Consider the following 26,977-nt stretch of genomic DNA (forward strand, 5'->3'; position numbering starts at 1 on the left):
CCGGGTTCGCCCGTTTCGAGCCGGTACCGGATGGCCGAGAGCACCACCATCCCTGGCCGAAAACCGCTTGCAGCAGACTGAACGCATGCGTATCAGAGCCGCCATGAGGGACGAACTACCGCTGCTGTGCGAACTGGAGCGGGCCGCCGGGGCCCCCTTCGCCGCGATCGGCATGCCGGAGATCGCCGACGACGAACCACCGGCCCCGCACGAGCTGGCCCACTACCTGGACGCGGGCGTCGCCCTGGTCGCCGTCCCCGACGCGACCGACCTGCCCCACGGGACCGACCTGCCCGACGCGGCCGACCTGCCCCAGCAGCCCGGTCCCGGTCCGATCGCCGGCTACCTGCTCGCCGAGCCGGTGGACGGCGCCCTGCACATCGAACAGGTGTCGGTCCACCCCGACCACGCCCGCCGGGGCATCGGCCGGGCGCTGATCGAACACCTCGCGGCCGGCACCGACGCCCCCGCGCTCACCCTCACCACTTTCGCCGACGTCCCCTGGAACGCCCCCTACTACGCCCGCTGCGGCTTCCGCCCGCTCGCCGACCACGAGCTCACCCCGGGCCTGCGGGAGATCCGCCGCAAGGAGGCCGAGCACGGTCTCGACCGCTGGCCCCGGCTCTGCATGCGCCGGGACCTCGCACGGGACCCCCGGCAGGCCCCCCAGCGGGACCTCACCCCGGACGCGCCCGGAGCGCTCAGCTGACGCCCAGCCGCAGCACGGTGGTCGAGCGGAACTCCTCCCCCGACCGCAGCACGGTGCTCGGGAACGCCGGGTGGTTCGGGGAGTCCGGGAAGTGCTGGGTCTCCAGCGCGATCCCGGCGAACGGCCCGTACGGGACGCCGCTCGCGCCGGTGACCGCCCCCTGGAACTTGTTGGCCGTGTAGACCTGGACGCCCGGCTCGGTGGTCAGCACCTCCAGGGTGCGCCCGCTGACCGGGTCCTCCAGCAGCGCCGCCCGGGCCGGGCCGCCGTCGGCCGGCCGGGCCCGGAGCACCCAGTTGTGGTCGTAGCCGCCGGGCCCGGCCAGCTGCGGGTGGTCGTCGTGCACCGACTTGCCGATCGGCGTGGCCACCGTGAAGTCGAACGGCGTGCCGGCCACCGGTTCGGTCCGCCCGTAGGGGATCTGCCGCTCGTCGGCCGGGGTGTAGGCGTCGGCGTCGAGGGTGAGCAGGTGGCCGAGGACGTCGCCGTTCCCTTCACCCGCAAGGTTGAAGTACGCGTGGTTGGTCAGGTTGACCACGGTCGGCTTGCTGGTGACGGCGCGGTAGGCGATCACCAGCTCGCCGGCCGGGTCCAGGGTGTAGGAGACGGTGACGTCCAGTGCGCCGGGGAAGCCCTGGTCGCCGTCCGGGCTGTGCAGCCGCAGCCGCACCCCGCCCTCGATCCCCTCGGCCTCCCAGATCCGCTGCGCGAAGCCGTCCGGCCCGCCGTGGATGGTGATGCCGCCACCGGTCGGGGCGAGCGGGTGCTCCTCGCCGTCGATGGTGATCCTGGAGCCGTCGATCCGGTTGGCGTACCGGCCGACCACGGTGCCGTAGTGCCGGGCCGGGCCGAGGATCTGCGTCAGCTGGTCGGTGGAGAGCAGCAGTTGGGCGGGGCGCCCGGCGCGGTCCGGGCCGGTGAGGGTGTGCAGGGTGGCGCCGAGGGTGAGCACGCTCGCCTCGTACGGGCCGGCGGAGAGCGTCCAGCGCTCGATCGCGGCGCCCGCGCCCGAGGGGTCGAGGGGTTCGTGCCGCACGCTGGTGGCCTCGCTCGCCATGGCCTGCTCCTCACTGGCGGTCGCGGGGTGCCGTGACCGCCCCGGTTCCGGGTCCGTCCAGGGGGTCGCCACGGCGACCCCACGTCTGCGTCAGCCTAGCGACGGCGACCGCCCCGGGAGCGCTCCCGTGCCTCCGCGCGCCGCCCGGGCGCCCGCCGCCCGCACGCCCGGGCCGCCACGGCTACTCCTCCTCGGACTCCGCCCCCGGCCGGGTGGCCCCGCGCGGCTGCGTCGGCAGCCCGAGGGCGGAGGCCAGGCCGTCCGGCCCGCTGCCCGCCTTGCGGTAGACCGCGGCCAGTCGACGGTTGACCAGGCTGAGGTGCACGCCGAGCTCGTCGGCGATGCGCTGCGGCGGCACGCCCTGCACCGCGAGGTTGGCGACCTCCCACTCGGGCTGGCTGAGCGTCTCCCGGAAGTCGCGCAGCCCCAGCCGGTTGGGCCGCAGGCCGTAGTTGGCCAGCTCCCGCCGCGCCTGGTCGACCAGCCCCTCGGCCGAGCAGTGCTGGGCCAGTTCGATGCCCTGGTACAGGTACTCCTGCGCGTCCTCCAGCCGCCCGACCCGGCGCAGCGCGGCGCCGAGGTCGACCAGCGCGACGGCGTGCTCGTACCCGGCCGGCGACTGGCCGAGGTGCATCACGGCCTGCTCCAGCAGCTCGACCGCCTGCTGGCCGTCCTCGATCTGGGCGTTCAGCCGCAGCGCGGTGCCGATCGCCGAGGCGGTGCCGAAGGTGCGGGCGTCCTGGACGGCCTTGTGGGCGTACTCGCGGGCCCGGTCGGGCTCGTCGGCCGCGATCGCGATGGCGAGGTGGCCGGCCCAGGGCGCCCAGACGGTGTTGCGCCAGCCTCGGGCCTCCAGTTGGGCGCCGGCCTCGGTGAGTGCGGCGGCCGCCCCGGCGTAGCGCTTCTTGGCGATCAGCAGCTTGCCGTACAGCGAGGGCGCGTCGGGCAGCACCATCGCGGTCGCGTGGTACGGCGGGTGGAAGCCGAACTTGACGGCGAGTTCCCAGGCCTCCTCGGTCCGGCCGCGGGCGAGCAGGGTGTCCACCAGGACGCCGACGGCGTCCCAGGCGAGCGGCAGCTTGGGGCCGATCCGCTCGGACAGTCGCAGCGCGCGGCGCAGGAAGTCCTCGGCCTCGGCGAGCAGGCCGCGGCGGAAGCGGGCGAGGCCCATCAGGAAGTACGCGAAGCCCCGGTGGGCACCGCTCCACCCGGCGACCTCGAACTGGATGATGGCGTCCGCGAACAGCCGCTCGGCCTGGGCGATGCGGTCGTTGTAGGTGTAGGTGAGGCCGAGCATGGAGGGCAGTTCGAAGCCCCAGGTGCTGTTGGTCCAGCCGAGTCCCTTGGGCAGTCGGCCTGCGTCGAGGACCGAGTCGGCGTAGGTCAGCGCCTCGGCGGAGGGGGCGCCGCGCAGGGTGAGGTCCCAGGCGCGCATCGCGAGGACGGCCCGGTCGGCGGCGTCGCGGGTGCTGAGGCCGTCGCACATGAGGCCGAGCCGGGTGGAGCGGCCGGGCCCGTCGTCCTCGGACTTGCGGAAGGCGTGCCACATGAACGAGGCGGCCTGGAGCCGGAGTCGGCCGGCCGGGTCGGCGGTCTGCTCGGCCTCGTCCTGGCAGACCACCGCGGCCTGGCGCAGTTCGCCGCTGTGTGCGAGCACCTCGGAGAGCCGGAAGGTGGCGTCGACCCGCAGTTCGGGGCGCAGCGGCCCCTCGTCGGGGTCGAGGGCGAGCTTGAGCTGGTTGACGGTGGCGACGGGGTCGGTGAGCAGCGCGGAGCAGCCCAGTTCGTACAGCACCTCGGCGCGGATGTCGTCGGCCGGGGGTTCGTTGAGGGCTCGGTGCAGGCAGCGCTGGGCGGCTTCGGGGGCGCCGATCAGCAGGTGTTCGACGGCGGCCCGGCGCAGTTTGCGGACGGTCTTGTCGTCGCCCTCGCCGGAGAAGGTCTCGACGAGGTGGCGGGAGGCGGCGAGCAGGCCGAGTCCGGCGTTCTCGATCTCGGCGGCGGCGACGCCGTGCATGCCGGTGCGGGTGGCCTCCGGCATGGTGTTGTAGATCGAGCTGCCGATCAGCGGGTGGACGAACTCCAGGTTGCCGTTGGGGGTCTGGGTGAGCACGCGCTGCTTGCGCAGCTGCTTGATGGCTTCGCGGGCGCCCTCGGTGGTCTGGGCGCAGATCCGGGTGGCGAGGTCGACCCGGATGTCGGTGCCGAGCATCGCGCAGGCCCAGGCGAAGCGCAGGGTGCCGGAGCCGAGCCGGTCGATCCAGCTCTTGAGGGTCATTCCGGTGGCGTCGACGGCGAGTTCGCGCAGTTGTTGGGAGTTCTCCTCGACCGGTTCGAGGTCCTGGTCGCGGACCTGGTCGAGCAGGGCGACGGCTTCGAAGGGGTTGCCGTTGACGACGTTCCAGAACTCGTAGCAGAAGGCGTCCTCGGCCTTGTCGCCGAGCTCGGCGCGGATCATGTCGGTGACGGAGACCAGCGAGAGCCGGTTGAGCTCGTGCTTGCTGGTGGCGAGGCCGAGGACGGCCTTGCGGTGCTGCTGGATCTCGGTCGGCCAGTCGCTCTCGTCCTCGCGGAAGGCGAAGACGAGCAGGACGGGCAGTTCGCGGGAGCGGACGGCGAACTGGGTGAGCCAGGAGAGCGACTCGTGGTCGCCCCAGTGCAGGTCGTCGACGATCATGACCAGCGGGGCCCGGCGCGGCGCGAGTTGGGTGAGGACGTAGTCGAGGCCGTCGCGCACGCCCTGGGGGTCGAGGCGGCGGGCGCCGGCCTTGGGCCGCTTGAGGCCCATGGCCGGTCCGACGACCTCCTCCCAGGTGCCCATGACCTGGCGGAACTCGTCGGGCTCCAGGCTGGTGAGGAGGGGTTGGAGGAGCTGGCGCAGCACGTGGTAGGGCTCGTTGAACTGGCGTTCGCCGCCGCGGGCGAACAACACGGTGGCGCGGTCGCGGAGTTTGGCGACCCGTCGGACCTCGTGCAGCAGGCTGGTCTTGCCGATGCCGGGGCGGCCGGAGAAGGCGAGCAGTTCGCCGATCTCGGTGCCGCCGGCCGCGAATTCGCAGCAGAGTTTGTCGACGGCCGTTTCGACGGAGCGCAGTTCGGCGTCGCGGTCGCGCAGCCTGACCCTCGGCGAGGTGCTGTCGCCGTCCCGGCCGGAACCTGATCCCGTCCGAAGTTCGTTGTCCTGCTCGGTCACCGTCGTGCCTCCGCCTCGCCACTCGCGTCACAGCCCGTGTCGCTGCTCGCATCACTGCCCGTGGAGCCGAGGTTAGCGCTGCGTGGCACTCGCTGTGGGGCATTCGCGCAGGCTGGGGCGGACGGTGAGGGTTCGGACGCCTTGCCAAGGGCAATTGCCCTATACCCCTAACGTCCGATCATTACATCAGATACCCTACGGCCCGCGAGGCGAAGATGATCTTTCGCTACCACCCTCTCCCCGGAAGCCTCGCCGCGTCAACTCCCCCCACACCGAGCGTTCGAACCACTAGTGCCCCCACCCTTCGCCGCACCGGGAGTCCGATGTCTGACGACACCTCACTTCAGATTCCGTTCCCGCACCGCCGCAGCCCGCACGGCCCGCAGGCCACCGCACTGCACCGTGACTGGCTGGTCCGCCACCCGCTGCTCCCCGACGTCGACCACCCCGGGTACGCCCACTGGGAGGTGGTCGACCTCGCCGCCCTCGGCTACCCCGACACCGGCCCGGACGAACTCTCCCTCGCCGCCGACCTGATGGGCTTCTACTTCCTCTTCGACGACCAGTTCGACGGCCCGCTCGGCCGCCGCCCGACGGAGGTCGCCCCCATCTGCGAGCGGCTGATCGCCGTCCTGCACGGCGCCCGCCCCGACCAGGACTCGCCGGTCGAGACCGCCTTCGCCGACCTCTGGGACCGCAGCGTGCGCGGCATGCCCGCCCGATGGCAGGCCCGCGCCGCGTACAACTGGGAGTGGTACCTGGCCAGTCACCCCGCCGAGGCCGCCGGCCGCATCTCCACCCGGCCACCCGACCGCGACGGCTACCTGGTGCTCAGACGAGGCACCGCGGCGATGGAGACCATCTTCGACATGGTCGAACGCCTCGGCCAGTTCGAGGTCCCCGCCGCCGTCCTGCACCACCCGGTGCTGCGTCAACTGCGCCAGCTGGCCGCCGACATCCCCTCGCTCAGCAACGACGTCCGGTCGTTCCCGCTGGAGGCCCCGCGCGGCGACGTCAACAACCTGGTGATGATCGTCCAGCGCGAGCGCCGCTGCTCGGCCGAGGAGGCCTGCGCGGTGGTGCTGGAGGAGGCGCAGCTGATGGTCGAGCGCTGCCGGGACCTGCACGGCCGACTGCCGGACGTCTACCGGGAGTTGGGGCTCTCCCGGGTCGAACGGACGATCGCCCAGCGGTACGCGGACGGGCTGGTCACCTGGCTCGCCGGCTACCTGTACTGGGAGTCCCGCACCGGCCGCTACCACGCGGTCTGACACCGTCCCGACCGGAGCGCGGAGACACGGTGCGCGCCCCCGCGCGACAGCCGGAACGCGCACCCTCCGTACGGGCCGGGCGCACGGACCGTAGCCGCGCCCCGCGCCGGGCGGCTATCGTGCTCGACGGCGGACGCCCCGGCGGGCATCCGCCCCGAATTGCGTGTCCGCACCCTCCCGCCGGGCCGCCCCGCGCCGGGCGCGGCCCGGCGCGCCGCCCCCGCCACCCGGTCCGGGCGGCGCCCGACGTCGCGAGGAGACACCAGAGCATGACGGTCTACCAGCCCCCCGGCACGCCCGGCAGCATCGTCGCCTACCGCTCCCGGTACGAGCACTGGATCGGCGGCGACTGGACCCCGCCGGCGCGCGGCGAGTACTTCGGCGACCCGACCCCGGTCACCGGCGAGGTGTTCACCGAAGTCGCCCGCGGCACCGCCGAGGACATCGAGGCCGCGCTGGACGCGGCCCACGCCGCCGCCCCCGGCTGGGGGCGCACCCCGCCCGCCGAGCGGGCCCAGGTGCTGCTGCGGATCGCCGACCGGATGGAGGCGAACCTGGAGCGGCTGGCCGTCGCGGAGAGCTGGGAGAACGGCAAGCCGGTGCGCGAGACGCTGGCCGCCGACCTCCCGCTCGCGGTCGACCACCTGCGCTACTTCGCGGGCGCGCTGCGCGCCCAGGAGGGCGGCCTGTCCCAGCTGGACGAGGACACCGTGGCGTACCACTTCCACGAGCCGCTGGGCGTGGTCGGCCAGATCATCCCGTGGAACTTCCCGATCCTGATGGCGCTCTGGAAGCTCGCCCCGGCGCTCGCGGCCGGCAACGCGGTGGTGCTCAAGCCCGCCGAGCAGACCCCGGCCTCGGTGCTGCTGTGGGCCGAGCTGACCGCCGACCTGCTGCCGCCCGGTGTGGTCAACATCGTCACCGGCTTCGGCGAGGAGGCCGGCGCCCCGCTGGCCTCCAGCAACCGCATCCGCAAGATCGCCTTCACCGGCGAGACCACCACCGGCCGGCTGATCGCCCGCTACGCCAGCGACAACCTGATCCCGGTCTCGCTGGAACTCGGCGGCAAGAGCCCCAACCTGTTCTTCGCGGACGTCGCCGACGCCTCGGACGCCTTCTACGACAAGGCGGTCGAGGGCTTCGCGATGTTCGCCCTCAACCAGGGCGAGGTGTGCACCTGTCCCAGCCGGGCGCTGATCCAGTCCTCGGTCTACGAGCGGCTGCTCGCCGACGGCCTGGAGCGGGTGCGCGCGATGCGCCAGGGCGACCCGCTGGACACCGAGACCCAGGTCGGCGCGCAGGCCAGCGCCGAACAGCTGAAGAAGGTCCTCTCCTACTTCGAGATCGGCCAGGCCGAGGGCGCCAAGCTGCTGGCCGGCGGCGAGCGGGCCGACCTCGGCGGCGCCCTGGCCGGCGGGTACTACGTGACGCCGACGGTGTTCGAGGGCGTCAACAGCATGCGGGTCTTCCAGGAGGAGATCTTCGGCCCGGTCGTCTCGGTCACCCGCTTCGAGGACTTCGCCGAGGCGATCAGCCTCGCCAACGACACCCAGTACGGGCTCGGCGCGGGCGTCTGGACCCGCGACCTCAACACCGCCCACCGTGCCGGGCGCGCCATCCAGGCCGGCCGGGTGTGGACCAACTGCTTCCACGCCTACCCCGCCCACGCGGCCTTCGGCGGCTACAAGAACTCCGGCATCGGCCGGGAGAACCACAAGGCGCTGCTGGAGCACTACCAGCAGACCAAGAACCTGCTGGTCAGCTACTCCCCGGACGCGGTCGGCCTCTTCTAGGCCACGGCCTTCACGAAACACGGAGCGGGAGACCGGTCCCGGCCTCCCGCTCCGCCGCCACTCCCCGTGGCCGCACCGCGAACGCCCGTTGGGACGTCCACGCCGCGCAACCCTCCGTAGGGCAAAACGCCCATTTCGGGATCTAAGCACATGAATGCGCGATTTTCTCGACGCGCCGCCGACATGCCCGAACACACCCGGCGAACGCCGTAAACAGGACTCCCCGTCCCTCACCCCCGGGAGTCCCGATGACCATCTCCCCCGCCAAGCTCTCCGACCCCACCGTGCGCGCCTTCGTCGCCGCGGTCAACGCGGGCGACCGCGACGCCTTCCTGGCCACCCTCACCCCGGACGCGACCATGTCCGACGACGGCTCCGACCGCGACCTGCCCCAGTGGATCGACAAGGAGATCTTCACCGTCCGCGGCCGGATGGACGTCCAGACCGAATCGGACGGCGGCCACGCGCTGATCGCCAACTTCACCAACGACACCTGGGGCGAGATGCGCACCGCCTGGCGCTTCACCCTCACCGGCCCCAAGATCACCCGCTTCGAGACCGGCCAGGCCTGACGGCTCGGGACCGGGCCCGCCGCTACCCGGACAGCCCCAGGCACCCCCGCACCGCACGGATCAGGTTGCGCGAGCGGATGTCGCCGGTGACACCCGGCTGCATGCCGTTGGTGACGTAGCCGAAGCCCAGCCCGAGCTCCGGGTCGGCGAAGCCCAGCGAACCGCCCCGGCCGGGGTGGCCGAAGCTCGCCGGGGAGGCCATCGGCGCGGTCGGGCCGTGCCGCCAGAAGCCCAGGCCGAAAGTGGAGTTGACGATCAGCACCCGGTCCGGCCCGCTCACCTCGGGCCCGGCCGCGCGGGTCAGCACCCCGGGCCCGAGCAGCGGCGGCAGCAGCGCGCCGGAGCCGTCCGGGCGGTCGGCGGCGCCGATCAGCGCCGCGTAGAACCGGGCCAGTGAGCGGGCGGTGCCGATGCCCCCCGCGCCGGGGATCTCGGCGGCCTGCACCGCCGGGTCGTTGAGGTCCACCCCGGGGCGCACCGAGGCGAAGGACCGCGCGGTCAGCGAGGCCGGGTCCTGGTAGGCGTCCCGGACGGACTGCTTGGGTCGCAGTCGCAGCCCGCTCGGCCCGGTCCGGGCCGCCTCCGGGGCGGGCAGGTCGACCAGTCGGCCGACCCTCGGCGCGGCCCCGGCCGGCAGCCCGATCCACAGGTCCAGCCCGAGCGGCCGGGCGATCTCCTCGGCGAAGTACTGGCCGATCGTGCGCCCGCTCACCCGCCGCACCACCTCGCCGACCAGCCAGCCGAAGGTGTACGGGTGGTAGCCGTGCGCGGTGCCCGGTTCCCAGGCGGGCGCCTGCGCGGCCACCGCGGCCGCCGCGCGCTCCCAGGTCAGCACGTCCTCCAGCCGCAGCGGCACGTCCAGCGCGGGCACCCCAGCCTGGTGCGACAGCAGCCAGCGCACCGGCACCCCGCCCTTGCCGGCCTGCGCGAACTCGGACCAGCAGGAGGCCACCGGGGCGTCCAGGTCGAGCAGGCCGCGCTCGGCCAGCAGCAGCGCGGTGGCCGCGGTCAGGCCCTTGGTGACCGAGCGCAGCACCTGGGCGGTGTCCGCCGTCCAGGGCACCGCCGGCGCGGGCCGCCCGCCGACCTCGGGCCGGGCGTCACCGCCCCACAGGTCGACCACCTTTCGGCCGCGCACGTACAGCGCGAAGGCCGCGCCCAGTTCTCCGTACTCGCGGAAGTTCCGCGCGAAGGCCTCCCGTACGGGCTCGAACCCCTCGGCCGTCTCGCCCCAGATCTCCACCACCGCGCGCCGCCCTCAGCCTGTCCGGTTCCTGCGTTCCCGCCCGCGTCGGATCGCACACGAATCGCACGCGAATCACATTGCGCATCACATGCGAATCGAGCTCGGATCGCACTCGAAAAGCGTTCGAAGCGGGCCCCGAAACCCTAACCTGTCCGTCATGACCAACCCTGCCGAAGAACTGCTGGACGTCGTCGACGAGCACGACCGGGTGATCGGGACGGCGCTGCGCGGGGAGGTGTACCGGCAGGGGCTCACCCACCGGTGCGTCTTCATCCTGGTCCGCGACCCGGCCGGGCGGATCTTCGTCCACCGCCGCACCGGCACCAAGCTGTTCGCCCCCGGCGCGTACGACATGTTCGTCGGCGGCGTGGTCGGCTCCGGCGAGACGTACGCCGAGGCCGCCGTCCGCGAGGCCGAGGAGGAGCTCGGCGTGCACGGGATCAGCCCGCGTCCGCTCTTCAAGTTCCTCTTCCGGCAGGACGGGCTCTCCTGGTGGAGCGACGTGTACGAGGCCGAGTGGGACGGCCCGGTCCAGCCGCAGGAGTCCGAGGTCGCCTGGCACGCCTGGCTCACCCCCGCCGAGCTCGCCGACCGCCTCGCCCGCGACCACTTCGTCCCCGACGGCCGCGAGGCCTACCGCCGTTACCTGGACCTCCACGCCGCATAGGCCCCGCCCCGGACGGCGGATAGGGTGGCGCGCATGGCCTCCCGTACGCCGTCGCCGACGGCCGCCCGCGCTGCACGGACCCCCGCCCCGGAGCAGGCACCGGCCCGGGCGGCGGGCCAGGCGCCGGACCGGGCACCGGCCCGGGCGGCTGCCGGTGAGCGGCCGCGCCGCAGGCTCAGCGTGGACGAGCGGCGCGAACAGCTGATCGCCGTCGCGCTGGAGCTGTTCAGCCGCCGCCCGCCGGAGGAGGTGTCGATCGACGACATCGCCGCCGCCGCGGGGGCCTCCCGGCCGCTGGTGTACCACTACTTCCCCGGCAAGCAGACGCTGTACGAGGAGTCGCTGCGGCGGGCCGGGCGGGAGCTCTCGGCGCGCTTCGAGGAGGCCGCCGACGGGCCGCTGTCCGAGCGGCTGTACCGGGTGATGGGCCGCTACCTGGACTTCGTGCAGAGCCACGGGCCCGGCTTCGCGGCGCTGCTGCGCGGTGGCTCGGTGGCGGCCAGCGCGGGCACCTCGGCGGTGATCGACGAGGTGCGGCGGGCCGCCCACGACCAGATCCTCTCCCACCTGGCGATCCCCGCGCCGAGCCCCGGGCTGCGGCTGACCGTCCGGGCCTGGATCGCCAACGCCGAGATCACCTCGCTGGAGTGGCTGGCCGAACGCTCGGTGCCGCTGGAGGACCTGCAGCTGCACCTGGTGCAGGAGTTCGTCGCCTCCCTCACCCTCACCGCCGCCCGGGAGCCGGCGCTCGCCGCCGAACTCGCCTCGTTCTTCGCGGACGAGCGTCCTGACGGCCCGACCGGGCGCCTGGTGCGGGAGCTCGCCGGACTGTTCGCCGTCCCCGGGATCGCCGAGGCGGTCACCGCGCTCGCCACCGCACCGTCCGGCGAAACGTCCCCGCAGGCCACGGGCGAAACGGCCGCGGCTCCCATCGGGTGATCCGCCGGTTCGGTCCCGACAGCGGGCTCTGATAGGAATGAGCACGGATCCGACGGCACGCCGCCACGGCGCGCGCGGACCCACCCGAACCAGCGGACCGCAGACGCAGCAGAGCGGGGGGCTCAACAGTTGACCCAGGACGTCCAGTTCAGCGCGGAGGCCAATCCCTTCGCGGCGGCGGAGCAGGTCTGCGCGACCCTCGGCACGCTCACCGACGCCCTCTTCGACGAGCGCACCTCCCGGCATCCGGCGGCCTCTCTCAGCGCCCTGCGTCCGGCCGAACACCCCGCCTCCGAGGCGCTGTTCGGCCTCCCGCTGGCCCCGAACGGCCCGGTGCACGCGACCGTGGACCGGCTCGGCACGGTGCTCACCGCCGGCACGGCCCGCCCCGGTACCGGCGCCCGGGTCGCCGACCGGGTGACCGCCGCCCTCCACACCCGCTACGGCGGCGGGGCGGTGCGCGGCGCGATCGCCGACCGGGGCACCACCTCGGCCGCGCTGTTCCAACTGCCGGTCACCGGCGAATTCGCCGACCCCAAGCTGCGCCCTCCGTTCGCCCCGGCGCTGGCCGCGCTGGCCGCCGGGCAGCAGACCCGCCAGCCGGTCGAACTGGCCACCGGCGCGGGCGCCGAGGTTCGGCTGGTGGTCCCGCCCGGCTTCCACCCGCTGACCTCCCCCGGTGGTCCGGCCGGGGTCTGCTCCCGTACGGTGCCCGCGCCGGCGGGCGGGGCGGACGGCGTCGACCCGGCCACCGCCGCGGCCGCCGAGGAACTGACCGGGCATCTGGCCGAGGTCGCCGAGGAACTGTTCAGCGGTGACGGTCCGGATCGGCGCCGCGACTTCGCGGTCATCTCCGCCACCCTCGCCGACCTGGTCCACGACGCCGGCACGGTCTACGCCGGCGTCTGCGCGCTGGACGTGGACGGCCGGGCCTCCGACGCCGCCCTGGTCGTCTCGCTCGCCCGGCACCCGCTGCCGATCACCGCGCTCGCCACCGAGCTCGCCACCGTCCGGCGGCACGCCGAGGTGTGGACGGTCCTGCTGCCGGCCGGGCCGGCCGCCGTCCTGGTCGAGGGACGGACCGTCCCGGTGCCGAGGCCGCTGTCCGCCGGCGGGCAGCGGCGCTGGGTGGTCACCTCGGCGGTCGAGGCCTTCGTCCCGCTGCCGGACGGCGGCACCGTGCTCTGCGTGCAACTGTCCACGGCGCAGCCGGAGGACTGGGACCTGTACACGCAGGCGTTCGCGGAGCTGCTGAAGAGCGTTCAGTTCGGCTGGGACGGGGAGGTGTCCGGCGCCGTGCGCGCGCCCGTACCCGCCACGCCTGCTGCCGCTCCCGCTCCCGTCGAGAAGGAGCCGGAGAAGGTGCCGGCGCAGCTCCCGCCCGAGGACTTCGACCCGTTCGCGCCCGTCACGGAGGCCTCCCCGGCCGACGCCGAGCCACAGGCGGCGCCGGCCAGGCGGAAGGGCACGCCGGTCATGGTGCCCCCGCCGGACTTCAACCCCTTCGCCCCGGAAAGCCTCCCGTCCACCCCGGACACGTCCCCGGCGGCCGCCGCCCCGGCCACCGACCCGTTCGGCACGGTGACGGCCGACCAGTCGGACCCGTTCGGCACCACGCTCGCGGCGCAGGGCCCGGCCGTCCCGCCGCCGCCCTCCGCACCGCCGGCCGTTCCCGCGCAGGCTGCTCCCGCGCAGGACGCCCCGCGGAAGGGCACGCCGGTCATGGTGCCCCCGCCGGACTTCAACCCCTTCGCCCCGGAAAGCCTCCCGTCCACCCCGGACGAAGCGACGGAGACCGACGCGGCGGAGGCTTCGGGCCCGGAGACCAGGCCGTTCGGCTGAGCCCCGACCACTGCCCCTCCGCCAGGATCCAACCGCAGGATCGACAGGAGGCCGCGACAACGCGACGCCGAAAGCCGGTAGTTGACCGCCGCTGCGGACAACGCCCGGACGCGACAGGAAGGTTGGGAGGCCCTACGCCGTCAGCCGGCGCGCCGGGCCAGGTGGACCACGTCCGGCACGCCGCGGCTGACCGGGATCTCGTGCGTGACGACGTCGGAGAAGCCCGCCGCCCGCAGTGCCTCCTCGAAGTCCGCGGAGGGCTGCGCGCTCCACACCGCCAGCACCCCGCCCGGCTGCAGCCGGTGCCAGAGCACCGCGAGCCCGTCGGCGCCGTACAGCCCGGCGTTGGAGTCGGTGACGGTCCAGTCCGGGCCGTTGTCGATGTCGAGGCACAGCGCGTCGTAGCGCTCGCCGTCGGCCGCCGCCAGGTACTCCAGCAGGTCGGTGTGGAGGACCTGGACCCGCTGGTCCTCCAGCGCGCCGCCGGAGAAGGCGCCGAGCGGCCCGCTCCGGTGCCAGTCGATGATGGCGCTCTCGCGCTCGACGATGGCGATCCGCCGCCAGCGCGGCTCGGCCGCCGCGTACGCCAGCGAGAAGCCGACGCCGAGGCCTCCGATCAGCACCGAGGGCTCCGCGGGGGCGCCGGTGCGGTCCAGTTCGTCCAGCGCCGCCTGGATCAGCAGGCGTTCGGAGCGGCCGTCGGCGGTGTCCATCAGGAAGCAGCCGTTGGCGATGATCTCGAAGTGCCGACCGCGCCGGCGCAGTACCACCTCGCCGAACGGGCCGTCCCGCCGGTCGAGCGTGACGACGGCCTCGTGAGCGTCCCGTTCGGGCAGTGCGGTGGACATGCGGCTTCCTCAGCGGACTCGGGTGCAGGAGCGTCCCGGCGGACGAGTACCCGCCCGACAATAGCCGAGTCCGCCCCTGCGCCCGTCACGTCGTGACCAGCACCCCGGCGTAGGAGACGCCCGCGACGACCACCCAGGAGCCGAGCCCGAGCAGGGCGAGCCGCCCGCCGGTGCGGACCATGGTCGGCAGGTGCACGGCGCTGCCGAGACCGAACAGCGCGGCGGCCAGCAGCAGTTCCTGGGCGTCCCCGGCGAGGGTGAGCGCCCGCTCCGGAAGCACCCCGGTGGTCCGCAGCACGATCATCGCGAGGAACCCCGCCACGAACAGCGGGACGATCGGCGGGCGGCTGCCGACGGTGCCCGGGTTCTTCGCAGGGCCTTCCCCCGGCTCCTGGCCGGCCCCGACGACGGCCTCCCCGGCCCGTCGCGCCCGGCGCCGCACCGCGACGGCCATCCCGGCGACCAGCGGCGCCAGCAGCACCACCCGCATCAGCTTGACCAGGACGGCCTCCCGCAACGCGCCCGCCCCGCCGGTCTGCGCGGTGGCGACCACCTGCCCGACGTCGTGCACGCTCGCGCCGACCCACCGCCCGAACTCCACGTCGCCCAGCCCGAACGGCTGTTGGAGCAGCGGCAGCACGGCGATGGCCAGCGTCCCGCACAGGGTGACCAGGGCCACCGAGGCGGCGACGTCCTCCTCCTCGCTGCCGGCCGCCTGGCTGACCGCGCCGATCGCCGAGGCTCCGCAGATGGAGTACCCGGTGGCGACCAGCAGCGGCTGGTCGCCCGGCAGGCCGAGCCGCCGGCCGAGCCAGAGCGTGCCGGTGAAGGTGGCCGCGACCACCGCGAGCACCATGGCGACGGTGGCCCAGCCGAGGCCGAGCACGTCGTCCAGGCTGAGCTTGAGCCCGAGCAGGACGATCCCGAGCCGCATCAGCCGCTTGCCGGCCATGGACAGCCCTGGCCGGGCCACCCCGCGCACCACCGGGCGCAGCGCGGGCAGGTGGGCCGCCGCCATGCCGAGCACGACGGCTGCGGTCAGCTTGGGCACGGCGGGCACGGCCGCGTGGACGGCGATCGCGGCGGCCACCCCGGCCGCCGCGAGCAGCAGGCCGGGGGCGTCCCCGCCGAGCGGGGGCAGTGAGCGGGTGCGCGTGGCGCGCTCCCGGAGGGTCAGTGCCACGCCGCCCTCACTGCTGCTGGTCGGCGGGCAGCCGGTAGACGCGCCGGATGCTGGTGCCGAGCCGCGAGACGTCCGCGCCGTAGACGTGGATGGAGATGGCGGTGCTGTTGCAGGCGTTGCGCACCAGGTGGATGTCACCGGGCGGGGCGAAGGCGGCGACGGTGCCGGCCGGGCCGGCGACGTGCTCGGTCTCGACGAGGTGGGCGGTGCGGCCGTCGGAGACCAGCCGGTAGCGGGTCTCGCTCTCCTGGCCCTGGTGGACGCCGGCCACGCACCAGGAGACGTGGTCGTGGATCGGGGTCTGCTGGCCGGGCAGCCAGACCAGGGCGACGACGGAGAAGCCGCCGTCCTCCTCGGCGTGCAGGACGTGCTGGCGGTAGCGCGTCGGGTCGCCCTCGCGCTGGGCGGGGGTGAGCAGCGCGTCGGGCCCGTCGGGGTCGGCGCGCAGGTGCGGGGCGAGGCGTTCGCCGACCAGGTAGGCGGTGAGTTCCGGGGGCAGTCCGCGGTCCACGACGGCACGGATCTCGCCGATCAGGGCGGTCATCCGCTCGGTGAGCCGGTCGCTGCCGACCGTGGCTGGGGGTGTCATGCCAGCAGGTTCGGCTGCACCGACCTATCACGTCCAACGATGGTTCTTAAGTTTCCCCCCAACTTCAGCTTATGAATCGCTCCGGTGAACACCCACCGGAGCCACGGCTCAGCACCCGATCCGGCTCGCCGCCGCCCTCCGCAGGTGGTCCAGCACCAGCCCGGTGGCCGGTATCCGCCGGTGCTCGCGCAGCACGTACGCGCTCACCTGCCGGCGCAGGTGCGGTTCGACGGCCCGCCCGGTGACCTTGCGGTGGCACATGAAGGAGAGCACCAACGCGGGCATCAGCGCGATCCCGACCCCGGCGGCGACCAGGCTCTGCACCGCGAGGTTGTCGTCCGTGGAGAACACGATGTCGGGCGCGAAGCCCTCCTCCGCGCAGACGTTCAGCAGGTTGGCCCGGCAACGCGGGCACCCGGCGATCCAGCGCTCGCCGTCGAGGTCGGCGAGCCGAACGGCGTGCCGACGGCCGAGCGGGTGTCCGACCGGCAGCAGCACGGTGAGCAGGTCCTCCATCAGCGGGATCTCGTCCAGCCCGTCGGGCACCTCGGTCGCGCCGCCGGGGTAGCGGAAGGCCAGCGCGATGTCGCACTCCCCGCGCAGCAGTCGCTGGACGGAGTCCGGCGGTTCGGCTTCCAGCAGCTCGACCCGCACACCGGGGTGTTCGGCGAGCAGCCGGGCCATCGCCTCGGGTATCAGGGTGGCGTTGGCGCTGGGGAAGGCGCAGACCCGCACCCGCCCGGCCCGCAGCCGGGCGAGCGCGGCGAGCTGCTGCTGGGCGGCGGAGAGGCTGCCGAGGATCAGTTCGGCGTGCCGGGAGAGCGCCTCGCCCGCCTCCGTGAGCCGCAGTCCGCGCCCGGCCCGGGTGAACAGCGCGACGCCGACGGTGCGTTCGAGCGCCTTCATCTGCTGGGTGATGGCGGGCTGGGTGTAGCCGAGCTCGCGGGCGGCGGCCGAGTAGGAGCCCGCTCTGACGACCTCGTGGAACGTCCTGATGTGCCGCGAGTCGAATACCGGCTCCATGGCCCTCCCCCGGTCGTCGTCGTCGAACCTCCGCAATCATAAGAGGAAATTGGAGATGCCCGCTCTATCCCCACCCACACCTATGGTTCAGGATCGAACCAGGCCTCTCACTGCTGCGCGGACGGCGGCAGCCCCATCGCCACCCCGGCCTTGACCACCGGCGCCCCGCCCCGCATGCTCGGGCTGCGCCGGCTGCGGCGCTCGACCCAGCGGGCGAGCCAGGAGAGCAGCAGGCACATGCCGATGTAGATCGGCGCGATCACGATCACCACCGGGATGAACGGCAGGTCGTAGTCGAGGTTGGTGGCGATCAGCTTGCCCGCGTGCAGGAACTCCTCGTAGGTGATCAGGAAGCCCAGCGAGGTGTCCTTGAGCGCGACCACCAGTTGGCTGATGATGGCCGGCAGCATGGCCCGGTTGGCCTGCGGCACCAGCACGTACGTCATCACCTGGGTCTTGCGCAGGCCGAGCGCGTAGGCCGCCTCGCGCTGGCCCTTGGGCACCGCGAGCACGCCGGCCCGGAAGACCTCGGCCAGCACCGAACCGTTGTACAGCACCAGCCCGGCCACCAGCGCCCACAACGGCTGCACCTTGAGCGCGACGAAGACGAAGAAGATCATCACCAGCAGCGGCATGGCCCGGAAGAACTCCACCACCACCGTGGAGAGCACCCGCACCACCTTGTGGTCGGACAGCCGCCCGGCTGCGAACAGCGCGCCGAAGGGCAGCGCGAACAGCACCGTCCAGCCGAAGGCCTTGAGGGTGTTGCCGAGCCCGCTCAGCAGCAGGTCCTGGACGCCCCGGTACTCGAAAGGCATCCACTTCTGGTACGTGAACTGGTGGGTGTGGAACAGCATGTAGACGATCCAGCCGATCAGCGCCGCGATCAGCAACAGCGCGATCCCGCCGTACAGCCGGTGGCGGGCGAGCGCCTTCGGACCGGGGATGTCGTACAGCGCCGAGGATCCAACGGTCATCGCGACACCGCCACTCGTCGTTCCAGCAGGTTGAAGACGGCGCTGACGGCCAGGGTGATGATCAGGTAGCCGACGGCGATCCAGACGAAGGTCCAGATGATGCTGTAGCCCAGTTCGTTGATCGTCCGGTAGGTGCCGAGCAGTTCGGTGACGCTGAACGAGCCGGCGATCGCCGTGTTCTTCGCCAGCGCGATCATCACACTGCCGATCGGCGCGACCACCGACCGGTACGCCTGCGGCAGCACCACCACGCTCATCGTCTGCCCGAAGCTCATGCCCAGGCTGCGCGCCGCCTCCCCCTGCCCCGCCGGCACGGTGTTGATGCCCGAGCGCATCGCCTCGCAGACGAAGGCCGAGGTGTAGCAGCCGAGCGCGGCCACCGCGAAGACGAAGAACGGCAGCGTGATGTTGAAGCGCGGCAGGCCCAGCACCACGATGAAGAACAGCAGGGTCAGCGGCGTGTTGCGCAGCAGCGTCACCCACGCCGTCCCGAACACCCGCAGCGGCCGGACCGGCGAGACCCGGAAACCCGCGATCATCACTCCCAGCACCAGCGACAGCACGGCGCTCACCGCGAACAGCGAGAGCGTGCCGAGGAAGCCGTCCCAGTAGGTCGACCAGTTGTCGGTCAGCGTTTTCACGGCGCGGCCCTCTCAGTACCGGTCGATCGGCGGCGGTGTCGGCGCCGGCTCCCCGGACAGGCCCAGGGTCGCGTCGTAGGCCTTCTTCCAGTCGCCGTTCTGTTCGTTCTGCGCCAGCGCGTCGTCCAGGGCCAGGCGCAGCACGGTGTCGTTCTTCGGGGTGCCGATCCCGTACGGCTCCTGGGAGAACAGCGGGCCGACCACCTTGAGCTCGTCCGGCGCCTTGGCCGCGTAGCCCAGCAGGATCGCGTTGTCCGTGGTGACGGCGTCGACCTGGCCGGTGATCAGGTTGTCCACGCAGGCCGAGTAGGTGTCGTAGCCGATCAGCTTCGCCTTCGGGTACTGCGACTGGATGCGCTGGTACGGGGTCGAGCCGGCCGCCGAGCAGACCTTCTTGCCATCCAGGTCCTGCGGGCCGTGGATGGTGTTGTCGTTCCTGCGCACCAGCAGCGACTGCCCCGCGACGAAGTACGGCCCGGCGAAGCCGACCAGCTTCTTCCGGTTGTCGTTGATGGTGTAGGTGCCGACGTAGAAGTCCACCTGGCCGTTCTGCAGCGCGGTCTCGCGGTTGGCCGAGGCGATGGTCTTGAACTCGATCCGGTCCGGCGGGAAGCCGAGGTAGGCGCCGACCATCTTGGCGATCTCGATGTCGAAGCCGGAGTACACGCCGGTGGCCGGGTTCTTCTCGCCCAGGTACGGCTGGTCCTCCTTGGCGCCGACCACCAGATGGCCCCGGCTCCGGGCGGCGTCCAGGGTCGGCGAGCCGGTGATGGAGGCGGCGTCGCGCACCTGGTAGCTGGGCAGCGCGCTCGCCTGCGGGCCCTTGGGCGGCGGGGTGCCGGGCTTGCCGCAGCCGGCGGCCAGCACGGCGAGCAGCAGGACGGCGGCGAGCACCGTCCGGCTCCGGGCGTCGGGCGTGGTCTTCCTCGTCACGGCGCCGCCTCAGTGCTTCAGGATCTTTGACAGGAAGTCCCGGGCGCGCTCGCTCTCCGGAGCGCTGAAGAAGTCCTCCGGGGCGCGGTCCTCGACGATCCGGCCGTCGGCCATGAAGACCACCCGGTTGGCGGAGGCCCGGGCGAAGCCCATCTCGTGGGTGACCACGACCATCGTCATGCCCTCGTGCGCGAGCTGGCGCATGACGTCCAGCACCTCGTTGATCATCTCGGGGTCGAGCGCCGAGGTCGGCTCGTCGAACAGCAGTGCCTTCGGGTCCATCGCCAGCGCCCGGGCGATCGCCACCCGCTGCTGCTGGCCACCGGAGAGCTGGGCCGGGTACTTGTCGGCGTGCGCCTCCAGCCCGACCCGCTCCAGCAGGGCGCGGGACTTGGCGTCCGCCTCCGCCCGGGGCCGGCCGCGGACCTTGATCTGCGCGAGCGAGACGTTCTGCAGCACGGTCTTGTGCGCGAACAGGTTGAAGGACTGGAACACCATGCCGACCTCGGCGCGCAGCCGGGCCAGCCCCTTGCCCTCCTCGGGCAGCGGCTCGCCGTCGATCAGGATGGTGCCGTCCTCGATCGGCTCCAGGCGGTTGATCGCCCGGCAGAGCGTCGACTTGCCGGAGCCGGACGGTCCGATGACCACGACGACCTCGCCGCGGCCCACGGTCAGCTCGATGTCCTGGAGGACGTGCAGGTCCCCGAAGTGCTTGTTGACGCCGCGCACCTCGATCAGCGGCGTGAAGGCCGAGGGCCCCGCCTGGGCCGGCCCGGGAGCGCTGGTCACCGGCCGCGACGCCCCTTCAGCAGCCAGCCCAGCGCGCCGCCGGCCAGCAGCGTGGCGAGCAGTGCGATCCAGAGCGGCGCGGTAACGGTGAACACCCAGAACTGGATCTTCACCTTGTCGAGGTTCGCGAACAGGAACCACACGGCGAGGACGACGATGACGCCGATCCCGATGTACCGGGTGGGGATCCCAGCGATCTCGCTGCGTTTGGAGCCGGACGAGCCGTCCGAAATCTTGGTCACCGGAGCAGTCTGCGGGCCGGGGCTCCGATTTGCCCGGTTACGCGCCCTGATGGGTGAGGGAGTAACCCGCACGGGGCAATCCGGCCCCGTGCGGGTTTGAAGTGCCGTACGGGTCAACGGCGCCGTACGGGTTCAACGGCGCCGGCCCGCTACCGCTCGTCCCGCCAGGAGCGCCAGAGCGCCGCGTACGGGCCACCGGCCGCGACCAGCTCCGGGTGGCTGCCGTACTCGCTGATCCGGCCGCCCTCGACCACCGCGATCACGTCCGCGTCGTGCGCGGTGTGCAGCCGGTGGGCGATGGCGATGACCGTGCGGCCCTCCAGCACCCGGGCCAGCGAGCGCTCCAGGTGCCGGGCGGCGCGCGGGTCCAGCAGCGAGGTGGCCTCGTCCAGCACCAGGGTGTGCGGATCGGCCAGCACCAGCCGGGCCAGCGCCAGCTGCTGGGCCTGCGGCGGAGTCAGCACGGTGCCCCCGGAGCCGACCTCGGTGTCGAGGCCGTGCGGCAGCGCGTCCACCCAGCCGCCGGCGTCCACCGCGTCCAGCGCGGAGCGCAGTTCGGTGTCCTCGGCCCCGGGCGCGGCCAGCCGCAGGTTGTCCCGCAGGGTGCCGACGAAGACGTGGTGCTCCTGGTTCACCAGGGCGACCTCCGCCCGCACCCGCTCGGCCGGCATCCGCGCCAGTGCCGCCCCGCCGAGCGTCACGCTGCCGCGCCCGGGGGCGTAGATCCCGGCCAGCAGCCGCCCCAGCGTGGACTTGCCCGCCCCGGACGGCCCGACCAGCGCGACCCGGCTGCCCGGCGCGACGTCCAAGCTGATGCCGTGCAGGACGTCGGCGCCCTCCCGGTAGCCGAACCGGACGTCCCGGGCCTCGACCCGGCGGCCGTCCGGGTGACTGGACTCGTCGCCCTCGTGCTCCGGCACCTCGCGGACGCCGACCAGCCGGGCCAGCGAGGCCTGGCCGATCTGCAGTTCGTCGTACCAGCGCAGGATCAGGTCGACCGGACCGGTCAGCATCTGCGCGTACAGCACTCCTGTGGTCAATTCGCCGACGGTGATCCAACCCTTGAGGGTGAACAGCCCGCCGAGCAGCAGGGTGGCCAGCACCGCCGAGGAGTAGAACGCGTCGATGGTCGGGAACCAGACCGAGCGCAGCCACAGGGTGTAACGCTCCCAGGCGAGCCACTCGCCCAGCTTGCGGTCCGTCAGGGCGATCCGCTGGTCGCCCAGGCGCAGCGTCTCCACCGTCCGCCCGGCGTCCACCGTCTCGGCCAGCACGGTGTTCACCGCGGCGTACCCGGCCGACTCGTTGCGGTAGGACTGCGGCGCGCGCTTGAAGTACCAGCGGGAGCTGACCAGCAGCAGCGGCAGGCCGACCAGCGAGGTGAGCGCGAGCAGCGGCGAGGTGACCAGCAGGGCGCCGATCACCAGCAGCAACGACACGATGGCGACGGCGAGTTCGGGCACGGCCTCGCGCACCGACTTGTCCAGCCGGTCGATGTCCGTGGTGCCCCGGGAGACCAGGTCCCCCGTGCCGGCCCGCTCCAGCACGCCGGTGGGCAGCGCGACCGAGCGGACCAGGAAGTCCTCGCGCAGGTCGGCCAGCACCCGTTCTCCGAGGACGGCACCGCGCATCCGGGACCAGCCGGTGAAGGCGGACTGGACCACCAGCGCCAGCAGGTACCAGCCGACCGCGACCGCGATGGTGGCCTCGGCGGTGCCGGTGGCCAGCGACTCGACCAGGCTGCCGAGCACCCAGGGGCCCACCAGCCCGGCCACGGTGGCCACCGAGTGCAACCCCACCACCGCGGAGAACCCGCCGCGGTGGCGCCGGGCGAGCAGGCGCAGGTAGGCGCGCACGGCGGCCGGTGAGCCGACCGGCAGGGTGGTGGCCGGCCCCTGCTCCTCATGGACGGGGGGCTTCATGACGTGCTCCTCAGGTGTGCGGCGGGTCGGGCGGGACGGACGGCGCGGGTGCCCACGCGGCCGCTCATACCGGCTCCCCCACCGGTTCCGGCTGCTCTTCGCGGGTGACCACGGCCCGGTAGGCCGGCTCGGTCCGCATCAGGTCGCGGTGCCGCCCGGCCACGGCCGCCCGGCCGTCGCGCAGCAGCACCACCCGGTCCGCCTGGTCGAGCAGCAGCGGGCTGGTCGCGAAGAGCACGGTGGTGCGCCCCGCCCGGGTGTCCCGCAGTCCGGTGGCGATCCTGGACTCGGTGTGGGCGTCCACCGCGCTGGTCGGCTCGTCCAGGACGAGGACCGGCGGGTCGGCCAGCAGCGCACGGGCCAGGGCGAGTCGCTGGCGCTGCCCGCCGGACAGCGAGCGCCCGCGCTCGGTGATCCGGGCGAGCATCGCGTCGCCCTCGCACTCCGGCGAGCCGTCCACCAGGGCCTCCAGCACGTCGTCGGACCGGGCGGCGGCCAGCGCCTCGGCCACCGAGACCCGCCCCGAGGACGGGATGTCGAACAGCCCGGCCAGGGTGCCGGAGAGCAGCACCGGCTCCTTGTCGTGGACCAGCACCGCCGCCCTGGCCTCGGCCAGCGGTACCGCGTCCAGCTCCGTCCCGCCGAGCCGGACGGAGGGCTGCTCCGGCTCGTCGCCGGCGGCCGGGACGTGCCCGCCGAGCCGCCCGGCGAGCGCCCCGGCGAAGTCCGGGTCCCCGCAGACGACCGCGGTCAGCTCCCCGGCCCGCGCGGTCAGCCCGGTCGCCGGGTCGAACAGGTCGGCGTTCCCCGGCTTGTTCAGCGAGGCCTCGGCCACGCCGCTGGTACGGCTGAGCGAGAGCACCCGGACGGCGCGCCCGGCGGAGACCCGGGCGACGCTCCAGGCGTGTGCGGCCTCGCCCAGGATCCGCAGCGGCGCCGCGAGGAAGGCGGTGGCGCCGTACACGGCGATCAGGGTGCCGACGGCGAGTTCGCCCGCGGCCGCCTGCCGGGCGCCGTACCACGTCACCCCGATCACGAACAGGCCCGGCAACAGGACCTGTTGGGCCTGCATCAGCGACCAGAGCCGGGCCGATCGGACGGCCGCGGCCCGGACCTTCTGGGAGGCGGCCCGGTACCGGTCGAGGAACAGTTCCTCGCCGCCGATGCCGCGCAGCACCCGCAGCCCCGCCACGGTGTCGGCGGCCAGCTCGGTGGCCTTGCCGCCGAGCGTGCGCTGCTGCTCGTACCGCCGCTCGAACGGCCCGATCAGCGGCCAGACGGCGGCCGCCAGCACCGGGACACCGAGCAGCACCCCGACCCCGAGCACCGGTTCGACGACCAGCACGGCCGAGCTGACGGCCAGCCAGACGATCACCGCGGCCCGGACCCGGGCGACGAGCTCGACGTACCAGCCGATCCGCTCGACGTCCCCGCTGCCGACCGCGACGACCTCCCCGGTGGCGATCCGGCAGGACAGCCCGGCGCCCAGGTGCGAGGCCTGCCGGGCCACCAGCTGCCGCACGTGGCACGCCGCGTGGATCCAGTTCCAGACCGCCTGGCGGTGCAGCAGCACGGCACCGAGCGCGGACAGCACGGCGAGCGCCACCGCGAGGGCGCCGGCCCGCCAGATCCCGGCGGCCTCACCGTCGACGGCGGCCTGCACGCCCCACCCGAGCGGTATCGGCAGCGCCGCCTGGCCGCCCATCTCCAGCAGCGCCCAGCAGGTGGCGAGCACCTGCCCGCGCCGCTGGCCGCGCTGGAGCCAGCGCAGGAAGGCCAGGGGTGAGGAGAGATCGGGACTGCCGGGGTCGGCCAACGGCAGGGGGGTGAGCAGCATGACGCTCCGATACAGGAGGGTGCGGGACGGTGCTGGAGGGTGCTGGAGAGCGCGAACAGGCGTGAGCGGACACGCCGGGAGAAGGTCACGAGCCGGAGGCGCGGGTCTCGCGGCACGGCGGGCCCGGCTCGCGCGAACGACGGAAGCCGGACGGCGGCGGGCGACAGCGCGGCACCTCGCCCCGGCGGCATCGGCGCGTCCGGGGCGGCGCCGGACGGGACGGCCGGGCGGAGGCGGGAAGGGCACGAAGGGCCCGGATCTCAGGAGGTCATGGCCGCGAGCCTGCCAACCCCGATGTGATCCGCGCAACAGGTTTTTTCGCTGCCCGGCCCCTGGATCCCCGCCGCAGCGGGCCTCCGGCCCCGCAAGATTCCCCCGAACGGCGGGAACAATCCCGCCCGGGTGCCAGTTGCCCCCTTCTGGAATCACACGGACGACCAGGAGGGCACCCCTTCCCGTGAGCAACATCCCCAACGTCACGCTGAACGACGGCGCGCAGATCCCGCAGCTCGGATTCGGCGTGTGGCAGGTCCCGGACGACGAGGCCACGGCCGCCGTCCGCACCGCGATCGAGGCGGGCTACCGCTCCATCGACACCGCGGCCATCTACGAGAACGAGGCCGGCACCGGCCAGGCGATCACCGAGGCCCTGGCCGGCGGCGTGGCCCGCGAGGACCTCTACATCACCACCAAGCTGTGGAACTCGGGCACCCGCGACTGGTCGGGCGAGCAGGGCCGCGACGCCGTCCTGCGCGAGTTCGACGCGTCGCTGGCCAAGCTCGGCCTCGACTACGTCGACCTCTACCTGATCCACTGGCCGCGCCCGAAGCACGGCAGCTACCTGAACGTCTGGAAGGCCTTCGAGCAGCTGAAGGCGGACGGCCGGGTCAAGTCGGTCGGCGTCTCCAACTTCGGGCCCGAGCAGCTCACCCGGCTGCTCGACGAGTCCTCGGTCGTCCCGGTGCTGAACCAGGTCGAGCTGCACCCGTACTTCCCGCAGACCGAGCTGCGCGCCTTCCACGCCCAGCACGGCATCGCCACCGAGGCCTGGAGCCCGCTGGGCCAGGGCAAGGAGCTGCTCGCCGAGCCGGCACTGGCGAAGATCGCCGAGAAGCACGGCCGCACGGTCGCCCAGGTGGTGCTCCGCTGGCACCTGCAGAGCGGCGTGATCGCGATCCCGAAGTCGGTCACCCCCGCCCGCATCCGGGAGAACCTGGACGTCGCCGGCTTCGAGCTGGACGCCGAGGACCTCGCCGCGATCGCCGGTGTCGCCACCGGCACGCGGATCGGTCCGGACCCGCAGGAGTTCGACTGGAACTGACGGCACCCGCCGTCCGACTTCTCTGACGAGCGGTCATGTCGAACGACCGCCCACCCCGATCAGGGGTGGGCGGTCTTCGGTGTGCCACGATCCGCCGACGCCGACGAGCAGCGGCCTCCGGCGGGTCAGGCCACCAACGCCTTGAGCCGCCAACTCCTTCAATCACCAACGCCTCAAGCCCTCAACACACCGGGCCTTCCGTACGTTGGCGAATCGTTTTGGCTGGCGCTCAAAGGATCCCTCTAGAGCCGCGCCGCCTTGCCGAGGAGCGCCAGCGCGGGCCCGTGCTCACCCTCGTCCAGCGGGGCGAGCAGCAGCCGCTGGACCTCGGCCACGCCGGCCGTCGAACGGTGCAGCAGGTCCTGGCCCGCCGGCGAGAGCGACAGCAGGTTGCGGCGCCCGTCCGAGGGATCGCGCCGGCGCTGCACCAGACCGCGGCGCACCAGCCGGCTGACCATCTCGGCCATCGTCGCCTTGTCCAGCGAGGCCAGCTCACCGACCGTACGCTGGTCGGCGCCCGGCTCCAGTTCCAGCGCGTCCAGCACCGCGTACTGCGGAGCCGTCAGCTCCGCACCGACGTGCTCCGACCAGAGTTTGGTGTGCACCTGCTGGCCCACCCTGATCAGGTAGCCGATCGCCCGCTGCGCGTCCAGTATCGGCCGCGCGTCGGAGAACACGGCGACCGCGGCGGGCTCCAGCCTGGCTATCTTGGCCATCACCCGCACGATCTCCACCTGCTCCTCCGCCGTCAGCGGCTCGAACAGGGTGCGCTGCACGCGGACCACACCACCGGTGGCCTCACGCACCGCCTGGGCACCGCTCTGCGAGAGCGCGAGCAGTTTTCGCCGGCCGTCGGCCGGGTCACGCCTTCGCAGCACCAAGCCGCGGCGGACCAGCCGCGCGACCATCTCCGCCATCGTCGCCTTGTCCAGCGAGGCTCGCTCGCCGACCGTCCGCTGGTCGGCACCCGGTTCGAGGGCCAGGACCAGCAGAACGGCGAACTGCGGAGCCGTGAGATCGGCTCCGACATGCTCGGACCACAGCCTGGTGTGAACCTGCTGTGCAACGCGAATCAGGTGTCCGGGCGACTGTTGCAGTCGCGCGGACACGCGGGTCGTCGGGATCTCCCCCAGCACCATGTATCCGTCCCGATGTCACACCCGGTGTGTGTGGGACACCCGGGTGGGGCAGTAACGGCGAGTGGGCGTCCAGCTATGAGGGAGGGCGCTCCAGCCGTGCAGCCGGTGGCTGCTGGCGGACACTATACAAACGGCGGGCCCTTGCTGGCAGGCAGGGGCGGATAGTAGACGCAGGTTCGGCAACATTGGCATATTTACGCGGCCGCCACGCCCTCTCGGTAACCCGTTCTCAGTAGAAAGCCGA

At 73.2% G+C, this 26,977-nt stretch carries 23 protein-coding genes; 8 read left to right on the forward strand and 15 right to left on the reverse strand.

Features of this window, described 5'->3' with window-relative positions; genetic code table 11:
- Nucleotides 1-85: 85 nt before the first annotated feature.
- Entirely contained in the window at nucleotides 86-709 is a 624-nt protein-coding gene (locus tag ACIO9K_RS00115) for a GNAT family N-acetyltransferase (RefSeq protein WP_400325480.1), read from the forward strand.
- Here ACIO9K_RS00115 and ACIO9K_RS00120 read toward each other — a convergent pair.
- Nucleotides 702-1,766, reverse strand: coding sequence for an aldose epimerase family protein (locus ACIO9K_RS00120; protein WP_400325483.1), 1,065 nt, complete (start codon nucleotides 1,764-1,766; stop codon nucleotides 702-704). The genes ACIO9K_RS00115 and ACIO9K_RS00120 overlap by 8 nt on opposite strands.
- A gap of 181 nt (nucleotides 1,767-1,947) precedes the next feature.
- Nucleotides 1,948-4,959 (reverse strand): ATP-binding protein, encoded by a 3,012-nt coding sequence (locus ACIO9K_RS00125; RefSeq protein ID WP_400325486.1) that lies wholly within the window; start codon nucleotides 4,957-4,959, stop codon nucleotides 1,948-1,950.
- Between the two features lie 323 nt (nucleotides 4,960-5,282).
- Here ACIO9K_RS00125 and ACIO9K_RS00130 point away from each other — a divergent pair, with 323 nt between their 5' ends.
- The 3 genes from ACIO9K_RS00130 (at nucleotide 5,283) to ACIO9K_RS00140 (ending at nucleotide 8,595) form a co-directional block, all read left to right on the forward strand.
- On the forward strand, nucleotides 5,283-6,230 hold the full coding sequence (locus tag ACIO9K_RS00130) for a terpene cyclase (RefSeq protein WP_350875605.1): 948 nt from the start codon (nucleotides 5,283-5,285) through the stop codon (nucleotides 6,228-6,230).
- 269 nt (nucleotides 6,231-6,499) lie between these two features.
- Entirely contained in the window at nucleotides 6,500-8,023 is a 1,524-nt protein-coding gene (locus ACIO9K_RS00135) for an aldehyde dehydrogenase family protein (protein ID WP_400325489.1), read from the forward strand.
- Between the two features lie 248 nt (nucleotides 8,024-8,271).
- On the forward strand, nucleotides 8,272-8,595 hold the full coding sequence (locus ACIO9K_RS00140; RefSeq protein ID WP_363377241.1) for a nuclear transport factor 2 family protein: 324 nt from the start codon (nucleotides 8,272-8,274) through the stop codon (nucleotides 8,593-8,595).
- A gap of 22 nt (nucleotides 8,596-8,617) precedes the next feature.
- On the opposite strand, the gene ACIO9K_RS00145 is transcribed toward ACIO9K_RS00140, so the two are convergent.
- Complete coding sequence (locus ACIO9K_RS00145; RefSeq protein WP_400325492.1) at nucleotides 8,618-9,841, reverse strand: serine hydrolase domain-containing protein; 1,224 nt, start codon at nucleotides 9,839-9,841, stop codon at nucleotides 8,618-8,620.
- Nucleotides 9,842-9,998: 157 nt separating this feature from the next.
- Here ACIO9K_RS00145 and ACIO9K_RS00150 point away from each other — a divergent pair, with 157 nt between their 5' ends.
- The 3 genes from ACIO9K_RS00150 to ACIO9K_RS00160 all read left to right on the forward strand — a co-directional run bounded on the left by ACIO9K_RS00150 (nucleotide 9,999) and on the right by ACIO9K_RS00160 (nucleotide 13,289).
- Nucleotides 9,999-10,508, forward strand: a complete 510-nt coding sequence (locus tag ACIO9K_RS00150) for an NUDIX hydrolase (RefSeq protein ID WP_400325495.1) — start codon at nucleotides 9,999-10,001, stop codon at nucleotides 10,506-10,508.
- Nucleotides 10,509-10,541: 33 nt separating this feature from the next.
- On the forward strand, nucleotides 10,542-11,447 hold the full coding sequence (locus ACIO9K_RS00155; RefSeq protein WP_400325498.1) for a TetR/AcrR family transcriptional regulator: 906 nt from the start codon (nucleotides 10,542-10,544) through the stop codon (nucleotides 11,445-11,447).
- Nucleotides 11,448-11,576: 129 nt separating this feature from the next.
- Nucleotides 11,577-13,289 carry a hypothetical protein gene (locus tag ACIO9K_RS00160; RefSeq protein ID WP_400325501.1) on the forward strand — a complete coding sequence of 571 codons (1,713 nt, stop codon included), beginning with the start codon at nucleotides 11,577-11,579 and terminating at the stop codon, nucleotides 13,287-13,289.
- Between the two features lie 140 nt (nucleotides 13,290-13,429).
- Here ACIO9K_RS00160 and ACIO9K_RS00165 read toward each other — a convergent pair whose 3' ends face one another.
- The 11 genes from ACIO9K_RS00165 to ACIO9K_RS00215 form a co-directional block, all read right to left on the reverse strand.
- Nucleotides 13,430-14,137, reverse strand: coding sequence for a spermidine synthase (locus tag ACIO9K_RS00165; RefSeq protein WP_400325503.1), 708 nt, complete (start codon nucleotides 14,135-14,137; stop codon nucleotides 13,430-13,432).
- 85 nt (nucleotides 14,138-14,222) lie between these two features.
- Nucleotides 14,223-15,314 (reverse strand): putative sulfate exporter family transporter, encoded by a 1,092-nt coding sequence (locus ACIO9K_RS00170; protein WP_363617031.1) that lies wholly within the window; start codon nucleotides 15,312-15,314, stop codon nucleotides 14,223-14,225.
- A gap of 13 nt (nucleotides 15,315-15,327) precedes the next feature.
- Nucleotides 15,328-15,909 (reverse strand): cysteine dioxygenase family protein, encoded by a 582-nt coding sequence (locus ACIO9K_RS00175; RefSeq protein ID WP_363585880.1) that lies wholly within the window; start codon nucleotides 15,907-15,909, stop codon nucleotides 15,328-15,330.
- 108 nt (nucleotides 15,910-16,017) lie between these two features.
- On the reverse strand, nucleotides 16,018-16,932 hold the full coding sequence (locus ACIO9K_RS00180) for a LysR family transcriptional regulator (protein WP_363585879.1): 915 nt from the start codon (nucleotides 16,930-16,932) through the stop codon (nucleotides 16,018-16,020).
- A gap of 107 nt (nucleotides 16,933-17,039) precedes the next feature.
- Nucleotides 17,040-17,909: an amino acid ABC transporter permease gene (locus ACIO9K_RS00185; RefSeq protein WP_063350111.1), complete on the reverse strand. Its 870-nt coding sequence runs from the start codon at nucleotides 17,907-17,909 to the stop codon at nucleotides 17,040-17,042.
- A complete protein-coding gene (locus ACIO9K_RS00190; RefSeq protein ID WP_350875581.1) occupies nucleotides 17,906-18,550 on the reverse strand; it encodes an amino acid ABC transporter permease in 645 nt (214 codons plus the stop codon). The genes ACIO9K_RS00185 and ACIO9K_RS00190 overlap by 4 nt, the downstream gene beginning before the upstream one ends.
- A 12-nt stretch (nucleotides 18,551-18,562) precedes the next feature.
- Entirely contained in the window at nucleotides 18,563-19,483 is a 921-nt protein-coding gene (locus tag ACIO9K_RS00195) for a glutamate ABC transporter substrate-binding protein (RefSeq protein ID WP_400325508.1), read from the reverse strand.
- Between the two features lie 9 nt (nucleotides 19,484-19,492).
- A complete protein-coding gene (locus tag ACIO9K_RS00200) occupies nucleotides 19,493-20,221 on the reverse strand; it encodes an amino acid ABC transporter ATP-binding protein (RefSeq protein ID WP_363585905.1) in 729 nt (242 codons plus the stop codon).
- Between the two features lie 47 nt (nucleotides 20,222-20,268).
- Complete coding sequence (locus ACIO9K_RS00205; protein WP_363616943.1) at nucleotides 20,269-20,514, reverse strand: LapA family protein; 246 nt, start codon at nucleotides 20,512-20,514, stop codon at nucleotides 20,269-20,271.
- Between the two features lie 149 nt (nucleotides 20,515-20,663).
- Nucleotides 20,664-22,436 carry an ABC transporter ATP-binding protein gene (locus ACIO9K_RS00210; protein ID WP_371520999.1) on the reverse strand — a complete coding sequence of 591 codons (1,773 nt, stop codon included), beginning with the start codon at nucleotides 22,434-22,436 and terminating at the stop codon, nucleotides 20,664-20,666.
- 64 nt (nucleotides 22,437-22,500) lie between these two features.
- The gene (locus tag ACIO9K_RS00215) at nucleotides 22,501-24,273 is read right to left on the reverse strand and encodes an ABC transporter ATP-binding protein (protein WP_363631513.1); all 1,773 of its coding nucleotides are present in this window, start codon (nucleotides 24,271-24,273) and stop codon (nucleotides 22,501-22,503) included.
- A 457-nt stretch (nucleotides 24,274-24,730) separates the two neighbouring features.
- Here ACIO9K_RS00215 and ACIO9K_RS00220 point away from each other — a divergent pair, with 457 nt between their 5' ends.
- A complete protein-coding gene (locus tag ACIO9K_RS00220) occupies nucleotides 24,731-25,594 on the forward strand; it encodes an aldo/keto reductase (RefSeq protein ID WP_400325513.1) in 864 nt (287 codons plus the stop codon).
- Nucleotides 25,595-25,836: 242 nt separating this feature from the next.
- On the opposite strand, the gene ACIO9K_RS00225 is transcribed toward ACIO9K_RS00220, so the two are convergent.
- Nucleotides 25,837-26,733: a MarR family winged helix-turn-helix transcriptional regulator gene (locus ACIO9K_RS00225; RefSeq protein WP_363616935.1), complete on the reverse strand. Its 897-nt coding sequence runs from the start codon at nucleotides 26,731-26,733 to the stop codon at nucleotides 25,837-25,839.
- Between the last annotated feature and the right edge of the window lie 244 nt (nucleotides 26,734-26,977).

The sequence above is a fragment of the Kitasatospora sp. NPDC087271 genome (assembly GCF_044744605.1).
Taxonomy (GTDB): Bacteria; Actinomycetota; Actinomycetes; order Streptomycetales; family Streptomycetaceae; genus Kitasatospora.

Coding starts and splice junctions, on each gene's coding strand:
- ACIO9K_RS00115 (WP_400325480.1), top strand. CDS start 86: ATGCGTATCAGAGCCGCCATGAGGGACGAACTACCGCTGCTGTGCGAA.
- ACIO9K_RS00120 (WP_400325483.1), bottom strand. CDS start 1,766: ATGGCGAGCGAGGCCACCAGCGTGCGGCACGAACCCCTCGACCCCTCG.
- ACIO9K_RS00130 (WP_350875605.1), top strand. CDS start 5,283: ATGTCTGACGACACCTCACTTCAGATTCCGTTCCCGCACCGCCGCAGC.
- ACIO9K_RS00135 (WP_400325489.1), top strand. CDS start 6,500: ATGACGGTCTACCAGCCCCCCGGCACGCCCGGCAGCATCGTCGCCTAC.
- ACIO9K_RS00140 (WP_363377241.1), top strand. CDS start 8,272: ATGACCATCTCCCCCGCCAAGCTCTCCGACCCCACCGTGCGCGCCTTC.
- ACIO9K_RS00150 (WP_400325495.1), top strand. CDS start 9,999: ATGACCAACCCTGCCGAAGAACTGCTGGACGTCGTCGACGAGCACGAC.
- ACIO9K_RS00155 (WP_400325498.1), top strand. CDS start 10,542: ATGGCCTCCCGTACGCCGTCGCCGACGGCCGCCCGCGCTGCACGGACC.
- ACIO9K_RS00165 (WP_400325503.1), bottom strand. CDS start 14,137: ATGTCCACCGCACTGCCCGAACGGGACGCTCACGAGGCCGTCGTCACG.
- ACIO9K_RS00175 (WP_363585880.1), bottom strand. CDS start 15,909: ATGACACCCCCAGCCACGGTCGGCAGCGACCGGCTCACCGAGCGGATG.
- ACIO9K_RS00180 (WP_363585879.1), bottom strand. CDS start 16,932: ATGGAGCCGGTATTCGACTCGCGGCACATCAGGACGTTCCACGAGGTC.
- ACIO9K_RS00185 (WP_063350111.1), bottom strand. CDS start 17,909: ATGACCGTTGGATCCTCGGCGCTGTACGACATCCCCGGTCCGAAGGCG.
- ACIO9K_RS00210 (WP_371520999.1), bottom strand. CDS start 22,436: ATGAAGCCCCCCGTCCATGAGGAGCAGGGGCCGGCCACCACCCTGCCG.
- ACIO9K_RS00215 (WP_363631513.1), bottom strand. CDS start 24,273: ATGCTGCTCACCCCCCTGCCGTTGGCCGACCCCGGCAGTCCCGATCTC.
- ACIO9K_RS00225 (WP_363616935.1), bottom strand. CDS start 26,733: ATGGTGCTGGGGGAGATCCCGACGACCCGCGTGTCCGCGCGACTGCAA.